Annotated in this window: 16 protein-coding genes; 5 read left to right on the top strand and 11 right to left on the bottom strand. The window is 51.5% G+C overall.

The window, feature by feature from the left end; all coding sequences use genetic code 11:
• Nucleotides 1–36: 36 nt before the first annotated feature.
• Nucleotides 37–1,077: a M14 family metallopeptidase gene (locus tag A1332_RS15305; RefSeq protein ID WP_064009341.1), complete on the bottom strand. Its 1,041-nt coding sequence runs from the start codon at nucleotides 1,075–1,077 to the stop codon at nucleotides 37–39.
• Between the two features lie 110 nt (nucleotides 1,078–1,187).
• Between A1332_RS15305 and A1332_RS15300 the strand changes: the two genes are divergently transcribed.
• Nucleotides 1,188–1,826, top strand: coding sequence for a hypothetical protein (locus A1332_RS15300; protein WP_064009340.1), 639 nt, complete (start codon nucleotides 1,188–1,190; stop codon nucleotides 1,824–1,826).
• Between the two features lie 197 nt (nucleotides 1,827–2,023).
• Here A1332_RS15300 and A1332_RS15295 read toward each other — a convergent pair whose 3' ends face one another.
• The 8 genes from A1332_RS15295 to A1332_RS15260 form a co-directional block, all read right to left on the bottom strand.
• Entirely contained in the window at nucleotides 2,024–3,454 is a 1,431-nt protein-coding gene (locus A1332_RS15295) for a glutamate-cysteine ligase family protein (protein ID WP_064009339.1), read from the bottom strand.
• A 116-nt stretch (nucleotides 3,455–3,570) separates the two neighbouring features.
• On the bottom strand, nucleotides 3,571–3,930 hold the full coding sequence (locus A1332_RS15290; RefSeq protein WP_064009338.1) for a DUF4186 domain-containing protein: 360 nt from the start codon (nucleotides 3,928–3,930) through the stop codon (nucleotides 3,571–3,573).
• 10 nt (nucleotides 3,931–3,940) lie between these two features.
• Nucleotides 3,941–4,954, bottom strand: coding sequence for a dihydroorotate dehydrogenase-like protein (locus A1332_RS15285; protein WP_064009337.1), 1,014 nt, complete (start codon nucleotides 4,952–4,954; stop codon nucleotides 3,941–3,943).
• Entirely contained in the window at nucleotides 4,947–8,579 is a 3,633-nt protein-coding gene (gene nifJ / locus A1332_RS15280) for a pyruvate:ferredoxin (flavodoxin) oxidoreductase (protein ID WP_064009336.1), read from the bottom strand. Before nifJ ends, A1332_RS15285 begins: the two co-directional genes overlap by 8 nt.
• Before the next feature lie 309 nt (nucleotides 8,580–8,888).
• The gene (locus A1332_RS15275; protein ID WP_064009335.1) at nucleotides 8,889–9,431 is read right to left on the bottom strand and encodes a hypothetical protein; all 543 of its coding nucleotides are present in this window, start codon (nucleotides 9,429–9,431) and stop codon (nucleotides 8,889–8,891) included.
• 91 nt (nucleotides 9,432–9,522) lie between these two features.
• The gene (locus tag A1332_RS15270; protein WP_064009334.1) at nucleotides 9,523–9,987 is read right to left on the bottom strand and encodes an SRPBCC family protein; all 465 of its coding nucleotides are present in this window, start codon (nucleotides 9,985–9,987) and stop codon (nucleotides 9,523–9,525) included.
• A 173-nt stretch (nucleotides 9,988–10,160) separates the two neighbouring features.
• Nucleotides 10,161–10,532 carry a hypothetical protein gene (locus A1332_RS15265; protein ID WP_082879714.1) on the bottom strand — a complete coding sequence of 124 codons (372 nt, stop codon included), beginning with the start codon at nucleotides 10,530–10,532 and terminating at the stop codon, nucleotides 10,161–10,163.
• A gap of 68 nt (nucleotides 10,533–10,600) precedes the next feature.
• On the bottom strand, nucleotides 10,601–12,358 hold the full coding sequence (locus tag A1332_RS15260) for a L,D-transpeptidase family protein (protein WP_064009333.1): 1,758 nt from the start codon (nucleotides 12,356–12,358) through the stop codon (nucleotides 10,601–10,603).
• 367 nt (nucleotides 12,359–12,725) lie between these two features.
• On the opposite strand from A1332_RS15260, the gene A1332_RS15255 reads away from it, so the two are divergent.
• From A1332_RS15255 to A1332_RS15240, 4 genes are read left to right on the top strand one after another with little or no spacing between them, the layout of a single operon-like run.
• Entirely contained in the window at nucleotides 12,726–14,045 is a 1,320-nt protein-coding gene (locus tag A1332_RS15255; protein ID WP_231890314.1) for a hypothetical protein, read from the top strand.
• 32 nt (nucleotides 14,046–14,077) lie between these two features.
• Nucleotides 14,078–14,293: a DUF2905 domain-containing protein gene (locus A1332_RS15250; RefSeq protein WP_064009331.1), complete on the top strand. Its 216-nt coding sequence runs from the start codon at nucleotides 14,078–14,080 to the stop codon at nucleotides 14,291–14,293.
• A 25-nt stretch (nucleotides 14,294–14,318) separates the two neighbouring features.
• Nucleotides 14,319–14,822, top strand: a complete 504-nt coding sequence (locus A1332_RS15245) for a YqiA/YcfP family alpha/beta fold hydrolase (protein ID WP_064009330.1) — start codon at nucleotides 14,319–14,321, stop codon at nucleotides 14,820–14,822.
• 17 nt (nucleotides 14,823–14,839) lie between these two features.
• Nucleotides 14,840–15,013, top strand: a complete 174-nt coding sequence (locus A1332_RS15240; RefSeq protein ID WP_064009329.1) for a rubredoxin — start codon at nucleotides 14,840–14,842, stop codon at nucleotides 15,011–15,013.
• Between the two features lie 14 nt (nucleotides 15,014–15,027).
• Here A1332_RS15240 and A1332_RS15235 read toward each other — a convergent pair whose 3' ends face one another.
• Together A1332_RS15235 and A1332_RS15230 are read right to left on the bottom strand one after the other, a co-directional pair.
• Nucleotides 15,028–15,387, bottom strand: coding sequence for a hypothetical protein (locus A1332_RS15235; protein ID WP_064009328.1), 360 nt, complete (start codon nucleotides 15,385–15,387; stop codon nucleotides 15,028–15,030).
• Nucleotides 15,388–15,511: 124 nt separating this feature from the next.
• The coding region (locus tag A1332_RS15230) for an acyltransferase family protein (RefSeq protein ID WP_231890313.1) at nucleotides 15,512–16,755 on the bottom strand (1,244 nt) is incomplete at its 5' end.

The following is a 16,755-nucleotide window of genomic DNA, read 5'->3' as shown; positions in this document are numbered from 1 at the left end:
CTTTTGGTTTTTACCGCTTCCCGCCGCAGCGAAAACTTAAAGACCAGTCTCAACAGCCAAGCGCTCCATCAGATAACACAAACAATCCTGGCGGATGACTCGTTCGTCCAGCGTTAGCATCGACGGCATCGTGGGCCGAGTGATTTGCACTTGTCCATCCGCAATCCTCAGGAATTGCTCGGTAACCGGCTTACCGTCGTTGTCCTTGGCGATCAACGGCATCAGCGCAGAATCGGTTGTACCCAACACGGTGCCGGCCGGGATCTCAGTGAAATTCAGACTTTCCAGTTCCGGATCAAGGCGCAGATCGACCGAAGCGTCGCTAAAACTATAACTTACCTCTTCGGCGACGGTGACTTGCGCGACGGTGTGATAAATATCCACATCCTGTTTGGCGATCGGCTGGGCCGGAAACTCGTGCAAATGCAGGCAACTGTCCAAAAACTGAAAGGCATGCTCAGTGCCGTGCGGCTGGCCGGGCCGGCCACATTCCAAAGTCACCGCCGGACAAAACTCGGCAAACGCACTGGACTGCGTGCCCTTGGGATGCGTGAAATACACCAGCAAGCGACCGAACAGAGCACCCAGATGCAGGAAGTCCTTATCCAGTTTATTGATGCAGGCGTAATGCGGATTCAAGCCGGTATTGTTATGCACATCAACGCTGGCAAACACGCCGCGCTGACGCATGATCTCGCAAATCTGCGCCGCCCAAACGGTTTCCGGCGACTCGGGTAACTCAGTACCCGGCCAGATGCGATTGAAATCGGGTTGGCCGTCCAACCGTCTTAGGTTAAAGCGGGCGGCCTGGGTATTGCCGAAAAACAGCGTCAAACCGCGCGGCAGAGTTTGGCCGTGATATTTTTGCAGTAGCTTTTGTATAGCCAGGAAGCCGGTGGATTCGTTGCCGTGCAGCAGGACCGAAACAAATAGGGTTTCGGGACGTTTTCCGGGGAGATGGAAGAGCGTTGGCTCGGGGATTAGCGTGTACAGCTCTGAGACGCCAATATCCAGAAATCCGTTGGGAAGTTCGTTGAATTGTTTTACGTCTTGCTTGGTGGCTAAATTCAGTAACATATTTTCTTATTTACGCTGTTTTACACATTCTATAATCCACTTTCAAAACTCACTATTATTCTATCTAACTTAATTATTCCGCAAATATACTCACCACTCGACTGATAATCATGGACTGGACGGAAGGTTTAAAGCAAATATCTATACTTATCGCTGCTTGGGTGGCGATTTATGGAATTGACTCCTGGCGAAGAGAGCACGCAGGTAAACGAAGGATTGAGTTAGCCGAAGACGCACTCACTCTATTTTATGAAGCAGTGGATGCAATAAAGTGGATACGACATCCGGTGAGCTTTACAAACGAAACCGAAAACATCGAACAAGAAAAAGGCGAAACCGATGCGAATTTCCGGGCGAGAAAGAGCGCCTCTGTAGTGTTTATACGCTACAACCAACGCCTAGAGCTCTTCAATAAGCTTCATTCAATGCGTTATAGGTTCATGGCTCAAATTGGAAAAGACAAAGCAACGCCGTTTGATGACTTAAACAATATTGTTAATGAAATTACGGGGGCGGCAAGAGTCCTGACTCGTCTTTGGCCCCTCGAAAATGTTGTAACAACTGAGCAATGGGAGCAGCACCGCAAACAAATTCAAAAATATGAAGCTGTTTTTTGGGGTGGATATGAAGAAGAGGACCCAATCACGCCAAAACTAAACAAAGTAATCACTGAAATTGAAGCAACTTGCAAAGCTGTTATTACCGGAAAAGGCAGTCTGCACAATATGTTAAACAGAGATATTTTTTAACTCGTAAGGCGTAACGTATTAGCTGTTCGGCCAAATGATGGTCAACCAATCGGCGGATCACCTGCCAGCATTTATCGTTCTCACGCTCCTGCGTGGGAATGTAGCCCGCACCGCTCCAGCAGCGCGAATCGGGACGCTGTATCAACGTGAGTCCCTATTCCTAAGCCAGAGCATGGGAATGATGATGTTGCAGTCATTCAGATCCCCCACGCGGAAACCGGTTCGCCACTTCGTTGCCGCTGCAAATAAACCCACGTCAGCTCCGCAAATTCGCCCGGATTTTCCATGATAAACCGCCGCTGCCACACGCTGCCGGTTTGCTGGTTGGCGAGGCGCTGGCGTATCACGTCCAGATAATTATCTCGGTCTGCGATACTAATACCCAAAGCCTGCAAACCATGGGCGGCACGCGGCAACAACTCCTGCTCGATCAGCACCGCCAACCGTAGTTTATGTTCACCAAACCAGACGACATGACTATCCAAACCATGCCGCGCAGCCTGATAAAAATTATCCTTGGCTTGCGCAAAGGATAACTCCGCCCTGCCCGCCTGCCGTTCGTCGGCCAGATTTTTAACCAGTCCGTAGTAAAACGCGGCATTGGCGATCATGTCCAGCATGGTCGGCCCAGCGGCCGGGGTGCGGTGTTCGATGCGGATATGCGGGGTGCCGTCGGCGTCGAAGCCCACTAGCGGCCGATTCCAGCGCCAGATCGTGCCGTTGTGCAAGCGTAAGTGTTGAAACGCTTCCGGACCATCGTCGAAATACTCCGGCAACAGGATTGGAAAATGCTGCTGGTTCTCGACAAAGCATTCCATAATAGACTGCCGGGCAAAGTCGGAACCGAAACTAACCCGATGCAAGGGCCCATCGGCCGCGCCGGCGTAGCCGCCGGTGGCAATAGCCTGCTCGAATAAGGGGATGCGGGTTTCCGCCCACAAATCCTTAGCGAACAAAAACGGCGCATTTGCGGCCAAAGCCACCATCGCCGCCGAGGCAATGATCGAGGCATTGTAAACATGATGGGCAATGCTCAACGGACATTGAATATGTATTTGAAACGAGGTTGTGGCTGCTTCCAGCATCACGTCGTGGTGCTCGACTTTCAAATGCTCGTGGCCGCAAATATCCAACACAATCGGCCGGCCCCGGCATTGCAGAATCTGCTGATTCAAGGCTCGATAGCGGTTCATGTCCGACATATTGCCCAGATGCAGATCGCTTTGTTGCAGAGTCGGCAAAGTGCCTATCGTCAACAGGTTCAACCCCATCTGCCGGGCATGTTGTTCGGCTTGGCGCCAGGTGTTTTGCAAATCGCTGTGCATGCGGCTGAACGCATCGCCGATCAACGGCAAGGGAGAGGTGTTGAGTTCGATATTGAATTTGGCCAGTTCCGGTCCGGCCATTGGATGGGCAAAAGATTGCAGATAGGCCTGATTGGCCGGTGCCGGTTGCATGTTATCGTCCAGCAGCCAGGCTTCGATTTCAAAACCGGCCACCGGCTCCGCTTCCGAACAAGCTCGGTTTTTAATCAGCCTACCGAATAACTCGGTTTCTGCGGATAAGCGTTGCCGGAAGCGCTGAAAGTCGACATCTTGATAGGCTGCGGCATGAATTTCTTGACCCATGACATGTGCGCTCGTAATCCGGCAGAACAGGGGGAAATAGTAAGATCGTTATAGGTAAAGCACGAATTTAGTCCAGCCAAGCGGATTGTTGAGCTGCCGATGTTAGGAAACTAAATTTAAATATCGGCAACTGCCATCCTCAACCACCGCTCCAACACCTTACAAACATAGGTTTGTTCGGCATCATTCAACTCCCTGCCCTGCGGAATTTTATGCCATTTTTCCAGACAGCCCCGGCAGCAGCAGGCGGTGGCGTGTTGCGCCACAAACACCGGATGGCCGCGAAACGGGGTTTGTTTGCCGTCGTTGCGCGGCTCGGCGGCGGCCAGACGTTTGCCGATAAAATCTCGGGCATGGCTTAATACCGTTTCCAGGCCTTTGTTGCGCAAGTAATCCAGATCCTTGCTGTTTAGACGAAACTGGCTGCGAAACTTGGATTTAGCCAAGCCGGCAAACAGTTCGTCCAAATCCCGCACGCCTTTTACGCTATCTCAACACGCCGGCGGACGGCGTGTAACTGTCCAACACATGAATGTAATTGGCGCGCTCATATGCACTGGGGTCGATGGCATGTTGCTGGCTGACGCTGCCTTTCAATTGACTGATGGACTCGTATTCGTGCTCTATCAACCATTGTTCCAGTTCCGCGAGAATCTCGCTGAGTTTGCCCACACCCTTCTCCAGCAGTACGCTGCACAGATGCACCACATCCGCTCCCACCAACAACGCTTTGATGACATCCTCGCTGTGATGAAAACCGCCGGTTACCGCCAGGGACAATTTCACCCGGCCATACAGCAAGGCGGTCCAGCGAATGCGTAACAAGGCTTCGGCCTGCGTGGACAATTGCAATTTCGGCACGACTTCAAGGGTCTCTAAATCAATATCCGGCTGGTAAAAGCGATTGAATATCGCGATACCATCGGCACCGGCCGCTTCCAGGCGTTGGGCAAAATGAATCGGCGAACTGAATTGCGGCGACAGTTTTAAGGTCAGCGGCACGCTCACACGGCTTTTCAACTCGCGCAGAATATCCAAATAACGGTTTTCCACGGTTTCGCTGCTCTCATCGGCATTGGCGGCCAGATGGTAGATATTCAACTCCAGCGCGTCGGCCCCGGCTTGTTGCAAGGCTTGGCCATATTCGATCCAACCGCCCTGAGAAATCCCGTTCAGGCTGGCGATCACCGGAATATTCAAGCTGCTTTTCAAGCGTTGCAGATGTTCCAGATATTGCTCCTGATAGGTCAAAATATGATCCGGCACCGGATGAAAAGAATCCGCCTCGCCATAACCGATGCCCTGTCCGTAAAAAAAGCGTTCCATCTGTTGCTGTTCCGCTTCGATTTTTTCTTCAAACAACGAAGACATCACGATGGCCGCCGCGCCGGCATCTTCCAGGCGCCGGGCGCTGTCCAAATCCTTGCTCAGCGGTGACGCCGACGGTACCAGAGGATGCGCCAGTTTCAGGCCCAAATAATTTGTCGTTAAATCAACCATGTTGGCTCTCCTGCGCAAGATCGGCTTTCAGTGCGGCTTTGGCGGCCGCGACGCTGGTGGCATCGCTCCATTCCAGCGCGGCCAGTTGTTGATAGTAGCGGTAGCGGTTTTTCACATCCTGTTGCGCCTGTTTCAAAAATGCTTCGGCGTGGTCGGGATGGCTCTGCCAGAGCATGCTGAAGCGGGTTTCGCTCATCACAAACTCGCGCAGCGGCACCGACGGTTCCGCAGAATCCAGTTGCATCGGATTCTTGCCTTGCTGGATGCGACCGGGATTGAATCTAAACAAAGGCCAATGCCCGCTTTTAACCGCCAGATTTTGCTGTCTATGGTTATTGGACAAATCTACACCGTGGGCAATACAAGGCGCATAGGCGATGATGATGGACGGGCCATTGTGCGCTTCCGCTTCCAGGAAGGCGTTAAGAGTTTGCGTGTCCTTGCCGGCGTAGGCCACATGAGCAACGTAGACATTGCCGTAATCCATCGCCAGCAAAGCCAGGTCTTTTTTCGCGGTGGCCTTACCACCGGCCGCGAACTTAGCCACCGCTCCCAGGGGCGTGGATTTGGAGGTTTGACCGCCGGTGTTGGAATACACTTCGGTATCCAAAACCAGGATATTGACGTTGCGGCCACTGGCCAACACGTGATCCAGACCGCCGTAACCAATGTCGTAAGCCCAGCCGTCGCCGCCGATGATCCAGACGCTTTTCTTGCAAAGATAATCGGCTAACGGTAACAAAGCCTGCGCAGCGGGTTGCTTCAACGAGGGTAAATGCTGTTTCAGTTCCGCCACACGTTGGCGTTGCTCGTAAAGGCCGGCTTCATCGGATTGGTCGGCTTGTAAAATTGCATCGACCAATTCGCCGCCCAAGGTTTCCCGTAGCAACACCAATAATTCCGCAGCATGTTCCGCTTGCTTATCAATCGCCACCCGCATACCCAAACCAAACTCGGCGTTGTCCTCAAATAGAGAATTATTCCAGGCCGGCCCCCTGCCCTCGGGGTTTTTGGTCCAGGGCGTGGTCGGCAAGTTGCCGCCGTATATCGAAGAGCAACCGGTGGCATTGGCTACCACCATCCGATCACCGAATAGTTGCGAGGCCAGTTTCACATAAGGGGTTTCGCCGCAACCGACACAGGCGCCGGAGAATTCGAACAAGGGCTGCAGCACCATCGAACCTTTGATGGTGTTGGTTTTTAATAGGCGGCGGTCGTATTCCGGCAAGGACAGGAAATAATCCCAGTTTTGACTTTCCGGATCGCGTAGCGGCGCTTGCGGTTGCATGTTCAAGGCCTTGCGGCTGGCATTGGATTTATCGCGTATAGGGCAAATATCCACGCACAAGCCGCAGCCGGTGCAGTCTTCCGGCGCCACCTGATAACTGATCGACAAACCAGCCGGAAAGTCCTTGCCCAGCATCGCCGCATGTTTGAAGGTTTCCGGCGCATTGCTCAAGGCTTCGTTGGGCACGATTTTGCTGCGAATCGCCGCGTGCGGGCACACCATTGGGCATTTACCGCACTGGGTACACAGATCGGTTTCCCAGACCGGAATCTCCAAAGCCAGATTGCGTTTTTCGTATGCAGCGGTGCCGGTCGGGAACGTTCCATCCACCGGCATCGCGCTGACCGGCAACGCGTCGCCACGGCCGGCGATGATTTCGCCGGTGACGCGGCGGATAAATTCGGGCGCACTATTGGCAATCAAGGCGGCGATATCGAAACCGCTGTCGGCCTGCTTCGGTAACGGCACATGCCGCAAGCCGGCCAGGGTTTCGTCGATGGCTTTGAAGTTTAAATCAACGATGCGCTGGCCTTTTTTGCCATAGGTTTTTTCCACAGCGTGCTTAATCGCGGCAATCGCCTGTTCCTGCGGTAACACCCCGGAAATCGCGAAAAAACAAGTCTGCATGATGGTGTTGATACGTTTGCCCATGCCGGATTTTTCGGCGACCGCATTGCCGTCTATCAGATAAAACCTGATTTTTTTATCCAGCATTTGCTGCTGCATCTTGCGCGGCAAGGTTTCCCAAACTTCATCAGGCGACGCCGGACTATTCAATAGAAACACCGCTTTGTCGGCGGCATTGGCCAGCATGTCATAGCGTTCCAGAAATACGGTTTGATGACAGCCGATGAATTGCGCGTCGTTCTCGCCGATCAAATACGTGGAGCGAATCGGCTTTGGCCCAAAGCGCAAATGCGAGACAGTAATCGCCCCGGACTTTTTCGAGTCGTAAACAAAATAACCCTGGGCAAATAAATCGGTTTCTTCGCCGATGATTTTGATGGTGTTTTTGTTCGCGCCAACGGTGCCGTCGCTACCCAAACCGTAAAACATCGCCTGAAAGGTTTGATCGTGGGTATCGGTGCGGTAAGCGGGGTTCCAATCTAAGCTGGTGTGGCTGACATCGTCGTTGATGCCGACCGTGAAGTGATTTTTCGGTTTATCGTTTTTCAGTTCGTCGTAAACCGCCTTGATCATACCCGGCGTGAACTCTTTGGATGACAAGCCGTAACGACCACCCACCACTTTGGGCAGGCTGGTGAATTTTTCGCCGTCGCTGAAGGCTTGCGCCACTGCCCCCAAGACGTCTTTGTACAAAGGCTCACCGTCGGCGCCCGGTTCCTTGGTGCGATCCAGTACTGCGATTTTTCGACAGCTGGCCGGCAAGGCTTCTATCAAACGTTCCGGCGCGAACGGCCGGAACAAGCGCACTTTCAACAAACCAACCGCTTCTCCCTGGCGATTCAAATAATCCAGGGTTTCTTCGACTGCTTCCGCGCCGGACCCCATAATCACGATCACTCGCTCGGCTTGCTGCGAGCCTACGTATTCGAACAAGCGGTATTGGCGACCGGTTAAATCGGCGAGCCGGTCCATGGTTTGTTGGGCGATCTCCGGCAACGCGGCATAGTAAGGGTTAACCGATTCCCGACCCTGAAAGTACACGTCCGGGTTTTGCGCCGTACCGCGCAGCACCGGATTATCCGGCGTCAAGGCTCGGCCGCGATGCTCGCTAACCCAACTATCGTCTATCATCGCGCGGATGACGCCGTCGTCGATCTCAACAATTTTGGCGACCTCGTGCGAGGTGCGGAAACCGTCGAAAAAATGCATGAACGGTATGCGGCTTTGCAAGGAAACGGCATGTGCCACCAGCGCCAAATCCTGCACTTCTTGCGGCGAGTTGGAACACAACATCGCATAACCGGTCATCCGCGCTGACATCACATCGCTGTGATCGCCAAAAATAGACAAGCCTTGGCAAGCCAACGAGCGGGCGGCGATATGAAACACGGTCGGGCTAAGTTCGCCGGCAATTTTGTACATATTCGGCAGCATCAACAGCAAGCCTTGCGAGGCTGTGAAGGTGGTGGCCAAGGTACCGGCTTGCAAAGCGCCATGGATAGTGCCAGCCGCACCAGCCTCGCTTTGCAGTTCGACCACGCGGGGCACAGTACCCCAAAGATTGGGTTGATCGCGAGACGCCCATTCGTCAGCCCATTCACCCATCGCCGAGGACGGGGTGATAGGGTAAATCGCAATCACTTCATTGAGTTTATAGGCAATACCGGCCGCAGCCTGATTGCCGTCGATGGTGAGGGTTTGCTTTTGCATGGAATAACCTTTTCAGGAAATAAAACGGGGGAGCCGTCGGGCAACTGCCGACGGCTGTTTTTCTATGATGCTCTAAGCATAGTCAAAAACGACTGACTAATTTTTAGTCAATTTAAAGATGTCCCAAACGGGACGGGCGATTGGCTTGTTTGCTCACGATTTGATCACAAGTTTATCCACAGCTTCTGTGTATAACTGTACTTTTGGACAATGGCTGCCGCCGAAAACAAAGGCCTCCAACCCATAAATCAAGCTAATTAATCCTCCCCCGGCAGCTTATCGGCCACCTGAAATTCGCAAACCCTTAATTTATTCAGTCCAGTCGTCGCGCAGCACAATAGGCATCACTTTATCTTCGACTTCAATTACTGCCTTGTTCAGCACCACCAGTTGCTTGTCCTCAACAAACTGCACACCCAACATATAAAAAATCGGCCCCCAAAACGGGTTGATCATCAAACCGCCGAGTATGCTCTTCCCGGTCCGTTGCAAATTTTTCAAGGGGTTGAACGCCACAGCTAGGGTTTGCTGGGGATGTTCGTCAAACACGTCGGTTATCGGTTTAAACGTGTGTTTATCCCGGCTTTCCAGCTCCGCCAACGAAACCGACAGCTTGCGGGCCATTTTATAAAAATGCAGGCGCGCCGCAGTGGCCGATACCGCAAAGGTAATCGCCATCAACGGCAACAGAATGCTGGGCGGCAACAAAGGGGCGAAAGCCGGTGCCAGCAACACCAAACCATACCCCAACATCACTGTATCTTCTCCGCGCTCGACATCGCGATCCAGATTTTTAACGATGGCAACCACTTGATTGCCGGACTGATCCAAATAACCTTTGTCTTGAGCCATATTCGTCTCCTTCAGGTTGAATGTGCAGGTCCATGATTAGATGCCTGCGAATGAAAAAAGTCAACTGTCTGACCGATACCGGTTTTATGCGTCACGGCTCGGCAACACCCCATTTTGCTTGCAGATAATCGCGGCGCGTATCGAAAATACGCTGCAACTTATTACCGATAAACCTATGCAGCAATTGGCCTAGCCAGCCTAGGGGCATCGTGTAAAACACGATGTCTTCCAATACGACGCCCGCCTCGCAATGACTTAGGCGAACTTCATGGCTCCAGAACCCAAATGGACCGACCGCTTGTTGGTAGACAAACCGGTTCGGCTTATCGCAGTGACTGACTTCCGATAACCAGGACATGGGCACGCCCAAAATCGCCTTCATCCGATAACGGATCAGCAAGCCGGGGTAAATGTCCTCGGGCACTGGCGAAGTAATATCGACGTGAAAAAACTCAGGCGTGATTTGGTTTAGATAGTGCGGAGACGAGAAGAACGCCCACGCTTGCTGTTGGCTGAGGGCCAAGCGCTGCTGCCGGTGGATGTGATAAATTTTCATAATACTTGCGCATGACAATGCAGGACTACTGCGATGGCAAGCAATCTACCGTAAAAATAATTTTGCGGTAGTACTACGTGCTTATGCACGTCCGCTACGCAAATGCGCCGGTCCGTAAATCAGAGCGCCCGGCGCTGAAACAACATATCGGATAAACCCAAACAAACCGATGATTATTTAGTCTTTCCGCTTTCTTCCTTGATTTCAGCGATCAAATCGCCAAGGTTTTCGCGCTGTCTCAGCACAAAATTCCGGCTTTCCTCGGCGGTGCGACTACCCAGCACGATGATGTCTTTGCGATGTTTATGCGCCAGATAACCCGCCAGCACACCACCTGAGAATAAGGCGAGCGGATGCCGGATCAGCGCGCGCGTGATGCTTTTGCTGGCGTGCGTCAATCCGGAAATAACGATACCCATCACCACACCTTTGACCAGAATCTCGCCATTGGTCGGCGGTGCCATTCTGCCTTTCTTGACTCTGCGCGTTGGCGCCTTCTTAACTTTCTCGGCCACAGCTTGGTTTGCTATTTTTGCTTGCGTCATATCCCTGTCTCCTAAAAATCAACACGCCAACTAACAGCATAATCCAAAACACGCAAAACTGAGTCCTGTTAACCGCCGCCGGCAGTATTCACAGTTTTACTGACTAACTGCTGTTTAGCGCTCGGATCGGCCGCCTTACTCAGTGCAGTCTGCAACAGTTCATCCTGCCCATAAATGTCCGGGTAAAATCGCGGTTTATCATCGAGGCCCACAAAAACAGTGGTGTAAAAAAACAACACAGGTATCGATTTTTTCAGAGTGACACGCTGAGTTTTGGGCCCGGCCATGGCTTGCTGTATGGTTTGCTGGTCCCACTCGCTTTGGTCGCCGAGCACAAATTCCGCCAGCTTTTCAGCCTCCGCGACTCTAACGCAGCCGTGGCTGAGATCGCGACGATCCCGATTAAACGCCGCTTTGCCCGGCGTATCGTGCAAATACACATCGGCCTTATTCGGAAAAATAAATTTCACCCGCCCCAAGGGATTATTACTGCCAGGGCGCTGTCTAGCGCGCACCCGGCCGCTCTTGATTTCGTCGACGATACTGTCCTGATTTTCCTCTTCATCGTCGTCGGCATAGCGTCCCACCAATTCTATATCCTGATTGGCCAGAAACTCGTCATCGCTCATTAGCTTAGGCAGCATTTCCTTGTCCATGATACTTTTCGGAATATTCCAATACGGCATGAACTCCAGATATTTCATTTCTTCCCAGAGCACCGGGGTCTGGTTCTTCTCGGCTTTGCCGACGATGACTTTCATGGTCAAGGGCTGTTCATCGTCGCGAGAATTGAAGGCCCACAGCTGAAACGCCGGGATATTCACAAATATCCTTGGCCCTTCCGGTAACTCCGGCATCCAACGCAAACGCTCCATGGCCAATTCAAGCATGGCGATTTTATCGGCCGGCGTTTGATTCAATAAGGCCAAGGTTTGCTTACCTATCACCCCGTCGGCTTTTAAACCCTGTTGTTGCTGCAAGCGTTTCACCGCTTCCGTCGCCGCAGCGTCGTACAGCATCTCGGTGTTGCCGGCGCCTACGATGTCTTCCGCTTTCAGTTCACCCAATGCCAGCAGACGTCGGCGCAACTCGGGCAATTGCGCGTCTTGCTCGCCGGGGCGCAGCGATTTCGCCAATAGCAGTTTTGGCATCTGCGCGGCGGTATATTGCTGGCGATAAGCGGCCAACAAAGTCTTTAACTGCTGATATTGCTTGAATTTGGGTGCCAGCGCCGTCGGCAGCTCGGCAAGCGTTTGTTGTTGAATATGTTGATTAAGCAACACAGCGACATCGCTTGCCGATTTAGCGGCGAACTGTGCGGGATAATCGAAGTCACGCGGATCGACCCGGCCGACATGCAGATCACGCGCGTAATGAACCAGCGCTATCGACAAGGCCACGTCGTAAGAGACCAACGCCGTCGTCGCACTGTGCGGTAACGTAGCCGCCTGTTGTAAATAGCCGCGCAAACGCTCGACTTCGTAAGCGTCCGGGTTCAAGCCATCGGCTTTGGCATTGCTTAACAGGCTCAAAGCGTCTTCGCGATTTTTCGTGCTACGACCTTCGCCCAGCCAAATCGGCTGGTTGGCATTCATCTGATACAACTGTTTCAGCGCGTCGCTATACTGCGAAAAATCCGCTTGCGACAGCAAAGGCTGCTGTTTGCTAGCCAGCAAAGACTCTATGGCTTGCCTTACACCAGGCTCGGGACTTTGGCTGTTGGCGGATTGCGAAAAAAAATACAGCAGCACCAGTACTGTCAGCAAATACGGTGGTGAGTTGCGCCATGTTGTTTGAGTACTGCTTGATACGGCTTGCTGCGTCATGATTTTTGCAAGTTCAAATTCGGACAAAGGTTGTCATATTGACAAAATACGCGCTCAAGTTCTAGCTGCACCGGATAAAAAGCGCTTAACACCATGTAGTTCAGCGATCATTGCTGCGCCCTATATAAATTCGCCGTGATTTCTGCAAAAGCGATACCACGATCATAAAAATACCGTGCAGGCCCTGGTTTCACAAGTTTGGATCCAACTGTTCAGAAAATTCCAAACAGCATATCGGCTAACTGGCAACAAATAACCTTAACCACCTGCTTGTATATTATTTTTGCCGATCTGGCAGACATCTGTATAAGAATTTACCGATTTGTGGGCAAGCGTATCGCGCTAGAATAGCGGGCGTAAATCCTGTTTGACCCATAATCCACGCCTATCGTTTTTCATGCATCCCCATCCAGAACCCGAGCAAACACCCAACGCCGAACAGCTAAATAGCGATTGCCGCTGCTCGTCGCTGAATCGCAAAGCGCTGCGCAGCGAACTGAATAGGCTGGAGGGAAACGAGGATTTGTATCGGATGATCGCAGAGGAGCGGCCGAATTTGTTCGCGGAGTCGGCGGTGTTCATCGATCAAGCTTGCCTGGACCAACAACTGGAGATCATCGCCGCACTGGAACGGGTGATTGCACTGCCGGCGTATCAACAACAGGTATTTAAATACGCACCGGATGCGGCGCGGTTTTTAACCAAAGCCCACGGCGTATTTCTAGGCTACGACTTTCATCTGAGCGCCGACGGCCCGAAACTGATCGAAATCAATTCCAATGCCGGCGGCGCGATGATTAATGCGCTATTGATTCGCGCCCAAAACAGCTGTTGCGAAATCGTCGGCAATCAGCAGCCCGGCAAACTCAAGTTGCCCAGGCAAGATACTCAGCAGGCCGAAACCCAATTCATGGAGATGTTTTACCGGGAGTGGCGAGCGGAGCGCGATGTGGCGCCGCTGCGCAGCATTGCCATCGTCGACGACGATCCGCAAAACCAATACATGTGGCCGGAGTTTCTGTTGTTTAAACACCTGTTCGAACACCATAAAATCCAAACCGTAATCTGCGATCCGCGGGCCTTAAACTACCGCGATGGCGGACTCTGGCACGGCGATCTGCAAATCGATCTGGTTTATAACCGCTTGACCGACTTTGGTTTGGAATCGCTGGAATGCCGGACTTTACGAGAAGCCTATCTGGCCGGTGCGGTAGTGCTGACACCGCACCCCAGAAATCATGCGCTATATGCCGATAAAAGGAATTTGGTCTGGCTGGGCAAAGACGACTTTCTGCGAGCAATCGGCGTAGATGCGCATACCCGAACCCTATTGCAAGAGGGCATCGCTCACACCGTATTGGTCGATGCGCAAAATGCCGATCAGTTCTGGGCCGAGCGCAAGCAGCTGTTTTTCAAACCCGCCAGAGGCTACGGCAGCAAAGCGGCGTATCGGGGCGACAAACTGACCCGGCGCGTTTTCGAGGATATTCTGCAACACGATTATGTGGCGCAGACCCTCGTAAAACCCAGCGAACGTCATCTCGATGCCGGCGAGTTAAAATTGGATCTACGGCATTATGTCTATCAACGCCAAACCCAATTGGTCTGCGCCCGCCTTTACCAAGGCCAAACTACCAATTTCCGCACGCCGGGCGGTGGTTTCGCGCAAGTGGTAGTGGTTCCCTAACGCCTCTGGAATTAACGTTATAGAGAAAAGCAATGGAACCCAGCAAAGCGCTAATCGTTATCGGCTCGGCCATCCTGGTGATAGGCTTGGTTTTGCACTATGTCCCTTGGCTCGTCAATTGGTTCGGCAAACTACCGGGGGATATCAAGATTCAGAGTAAAAGCAGCTTCGTATTCATACCGTTCACCTCGATGATTGTGGTCAGCGTGTTAATAACGTTGCTGGCCAATATATTTTTCCGAAAATAACTTTTCCAACAGCGAGAAAAAGATCATGAACAAACTGGTGATATACAGCCACGGCAAGGACAGTATCCCCTGGGGCGAAAAGCCTTTGGCATTGGCGGAGGTCGCCAAACGCCTAGGTTTTGAATTCATCAGTCCGGATTATCAAGCCAGCAACGATCCAGACTGGCGGGTACAACAGCTACTTGCGCAGAATGTGTCCGCATACGAAACGCTAGTGTTGGTGGGATCCAGCATGGGTGCTTATGTCTCGACCGTCGCGGCGGAAATCATCAAGCCGAAGGGCCTATTTTTGATTGCGCCGGCCTTCTATTTACCGGGATATGCGCGTACCGAGTTTAAGCCAACCACAGCCAATATCGAGGTGTTTCACGGCTGGCAAGACGATGTGGTACCGCCGGAAAACGCCTGGCGCTTCTGCCGCGAACATCGCGCGCGTCTGCATATGTTGGACGCCGACCACCGCTTATTGAGCATATTGCCAATGATGGTAACGGCTTTTGAACGGTTTCTCGGCGATTGCGCCGCTTAGTACCAAAGGAGAATCCAATGAGCGATTTCAAGAAATACCACTGCATGGAATGCGAACATATTTACGACGAAGCCAAGGGCGACCCGGACAGCGGCATCGCGCCCGGCACCCGCTGGGAGGACATCCCCGACGACTGGGATTGTCCGATTTGCGGCGCACCGAAAAGTTTTTTCAAATTACTGGAATATTGACCTACCCGACATCCTCAGTACATACCGTTACCCAACAAAGCCCCGGCGGCGGCACCAATGCCGGCGGCTATCGGGTCGCCACCGCCCAAATGATAACCCATCGCACTGCCGACCATACCACCCACCAAACCTTGCGGAGAACGTTGGTCGTAGCCGTAATAAGCCGGCGGTGGAGGTGGCGGCGCGTAATATCGGGGAGCGGGGACATACTCAACAACCGGGGCGGGTTGATAATAAATCACTTCTTCCCGGTACATGGGCCGATAATGCCCGTGATGATGGTGACCATGATGGTGCCCCCAATGCTCATGGTCGGCCCATGTAGCCGACGACACCAATAAACCAAACACGATGACTGTTGTTCTTTTTAACATCGTAAACCTCCTGTTAGACAATTATTTGCTTGCGATAAAGTTTGGCGATTACAGCTTAATTTTTGCTTAATAACCTGGAAGTCGAATTGTGCCCCTTGTGTTGATTACATCATTCTATCTAGTGCTATAGACCCGACAAAGGATTGCCGTTGATTTTTAGATATTTTTCGCCCAAAAGAAACGACCCCAGTCTATTTAAATGAGCTTGATCACTATAAATGAACGTGCCGTCGATTTGTACATCGCACTCCCCATCTTTACATAACACATCGTTAGGACTAATCAGAATAATATCCGGGTATTTTTCTTTTAAATCCGCAACGATTTTAGTCGGCTGATCTTTTATTTTAAAATCAACTAAGGTTTTAGTCCGCATCAATTGCGCTACCGCTTGATTATATATCCGTGCACCGCCGAAAAAATTCGGCTTCCATAATACAATTACTTTGACTTTATTATTAATATAATATTCGATAGTACGATTTATATCTTCTTCGCTGTGCCCCAAATAAGGAAAACCATTTGCCCAGCTCGCACTCAAAATCACAAACCGATAGTTTCCTGCCTCTTTAATTCTTAGCTCGTTCTGTTCCAATTTATCGGGAGTTCTAGTCTCCAGCGCATCCTCCCGAGGATAATCGAATTGTCCTAAAAAAGGCGGTAGACCGGATAAGTGAGAACCATAAATAAACAAGCGTGCATCGACGGCTAACACATTGACAAAATCAAGATAAGCGCCTGCCATTGAATCGCCGATAAACAAACCATCCAACTTTTCTTTTTTTACGCCAAGATAACTACCCGACAACTTACCCAAGTTAGCTTTCTCAAGATCTGGCAGGACTTTATTACTCGGGTTGAACAAGTTCTCAAACCTTTCTTTAAAGCCATCCTTGCCTTGCACATATTGATAGCCAAAAACCGACACGACAAGAGGAATTAACAACCAAATAACGAATGATTTTTCAAAAGAAAAAATTAATTTAGTTCTAAATGGTTTTTCTATAAAAAAATAACTTAACACTGCCATAATAACCGACGCACCAATGACAAACGAAGCCACCGGCTTAGTTAACTCTATACCTTGATAATTAATCAGCGCCAAAATTGGCCAGTGCCATAAATACAGGGCATAGGATATTAAGCCGATTGCCACCACGGGCTTGATCGCCAATATCCTGTTTACAATTCCAGCCTGTTCTTGATGTTTGCCGGAAGCAATCAATAACGCCGCGCCCAAACAAGGCCATAAGGCGTTCACACCGGGAAATACCTGGGACTTATTTAAGAGCAGACTGGTACCGATTATCATGCTCAAACCCACTACGGAAAGTAGATTATTTTGCCGTTTACCTGAATCCGTGACTC

Source organism: Methylomonas methanica (assembly GCF_001644035.1).
GTDB classification, from domain to species: Bacteria; Pseudomonadota; Gammaproteobacteria; order Methylococcales; family Methylomonadaceae; genus Methylomonas; species Methylomonas methanica_A.
The sequence above is the reverse complement of the archived record's forward strand: the minus strand, read 5'-3'. Positions and strand labels throughout refer to the sequence as shown.

What these genes read in the sequence shown, in the direction of transcription:
- A1332_RS15235 (WP_064009328.1), bottom strand. Translation starts at nt 15,387, where the DNA reads ATGTTAAAAAGAACAACAGTCATCGTGTTTGGTTTATTGGTGTCGTCG.
- A1332_RS15240 (WP_064009329.1), top strand. Translation starts at nt 14,840, where the DNA reads ATGAGCGATTTCAAGAAATACCACTGCATGGAATGCGAACATATTTAC.
- A1332_RS15305 (WP_064009341.1), bottom strand. Translation starts at nt 1,077, where the DNA reads ATGTTACTGAATTTAGCCACCAAGCAAGACGTAAAACAATTCAACGAA.
- A1332_RS15250 (WP_064009331.1), top strand. Translation starts at nt 14,078, where the DNA reads ATGGAACCCAGCAAAGCGCTAATCGTTATCGGCTCGGCCATCCTGGTG.
- A1332_RS15295 (WP_064009339.1), bottom strand. Translation starts at nt 3,454, where the DNA reads ATGGGTCAAGAAATTCATGCCGCAGCCTATCAAGATGTCGACTTTCAG.
- A1332_RS15285 (WP_064009337.1), bottom strand. Translation starts at nt 4,954, where the DNA reads ATGGTTGATTTAACGACAAATTATTTGGGCCTGAAACTGGCGCATCCT.
- A1332_RS15275 (WP_064009335.1), bottom strand. Translation starts at nt 9,431, where the DNA reads ATGGCTCAAGACAAAGGTTATTTGGATCAGTCCGGCAATCAAGTGGTT.
- nifJ (WP_064009336.1), bottom strand. Translation starts at nt 8,579, where the DNA reads ATGCAAAAGCAAACCCTCACCATCGACGGCAATCAGGCTGCGGCCGGT.
- A1332_RS15260 (WP_064009333.1), bottom strand. Translation starts at nt 12,358, where the DNA reads ATGACGCAGCAAGCCGTATCAAGCAGTACTCAAACAACATGGCGCAAC.
- A1332_RS15265 (WP_082879714.1), bottom strand. Translation starts at nt 10,532, where the DNA reads ATGACGCAAGCAAAAATAGCAAACCAAGCTGTGGCCGAGAAAGTTAAG.
- A1332_RS15300 (WP_064009340.1), top strand. Translation starts at nt 1,188, where the DNA reads ATGGACTGGACGGAAGGTTTAAAGCAAATATCTATACTTATCGCTGCT.
- A1332_RS15270 (WP_064009334.1), bottom strand. Translation starts at nt 9,987, where the DNA reads ATGAAAATTTATCACATCCACCGGCAGCAGCGCTTGGCCCTCAGCCAA.
- A1332_RS15245 (WP_064009330.1), top strand. Translation starts at nt 14,319, where the DNA reads ATGAACAAACTGGTGATATACAGCCACGGCAAGGACAGTATCCCCTGG.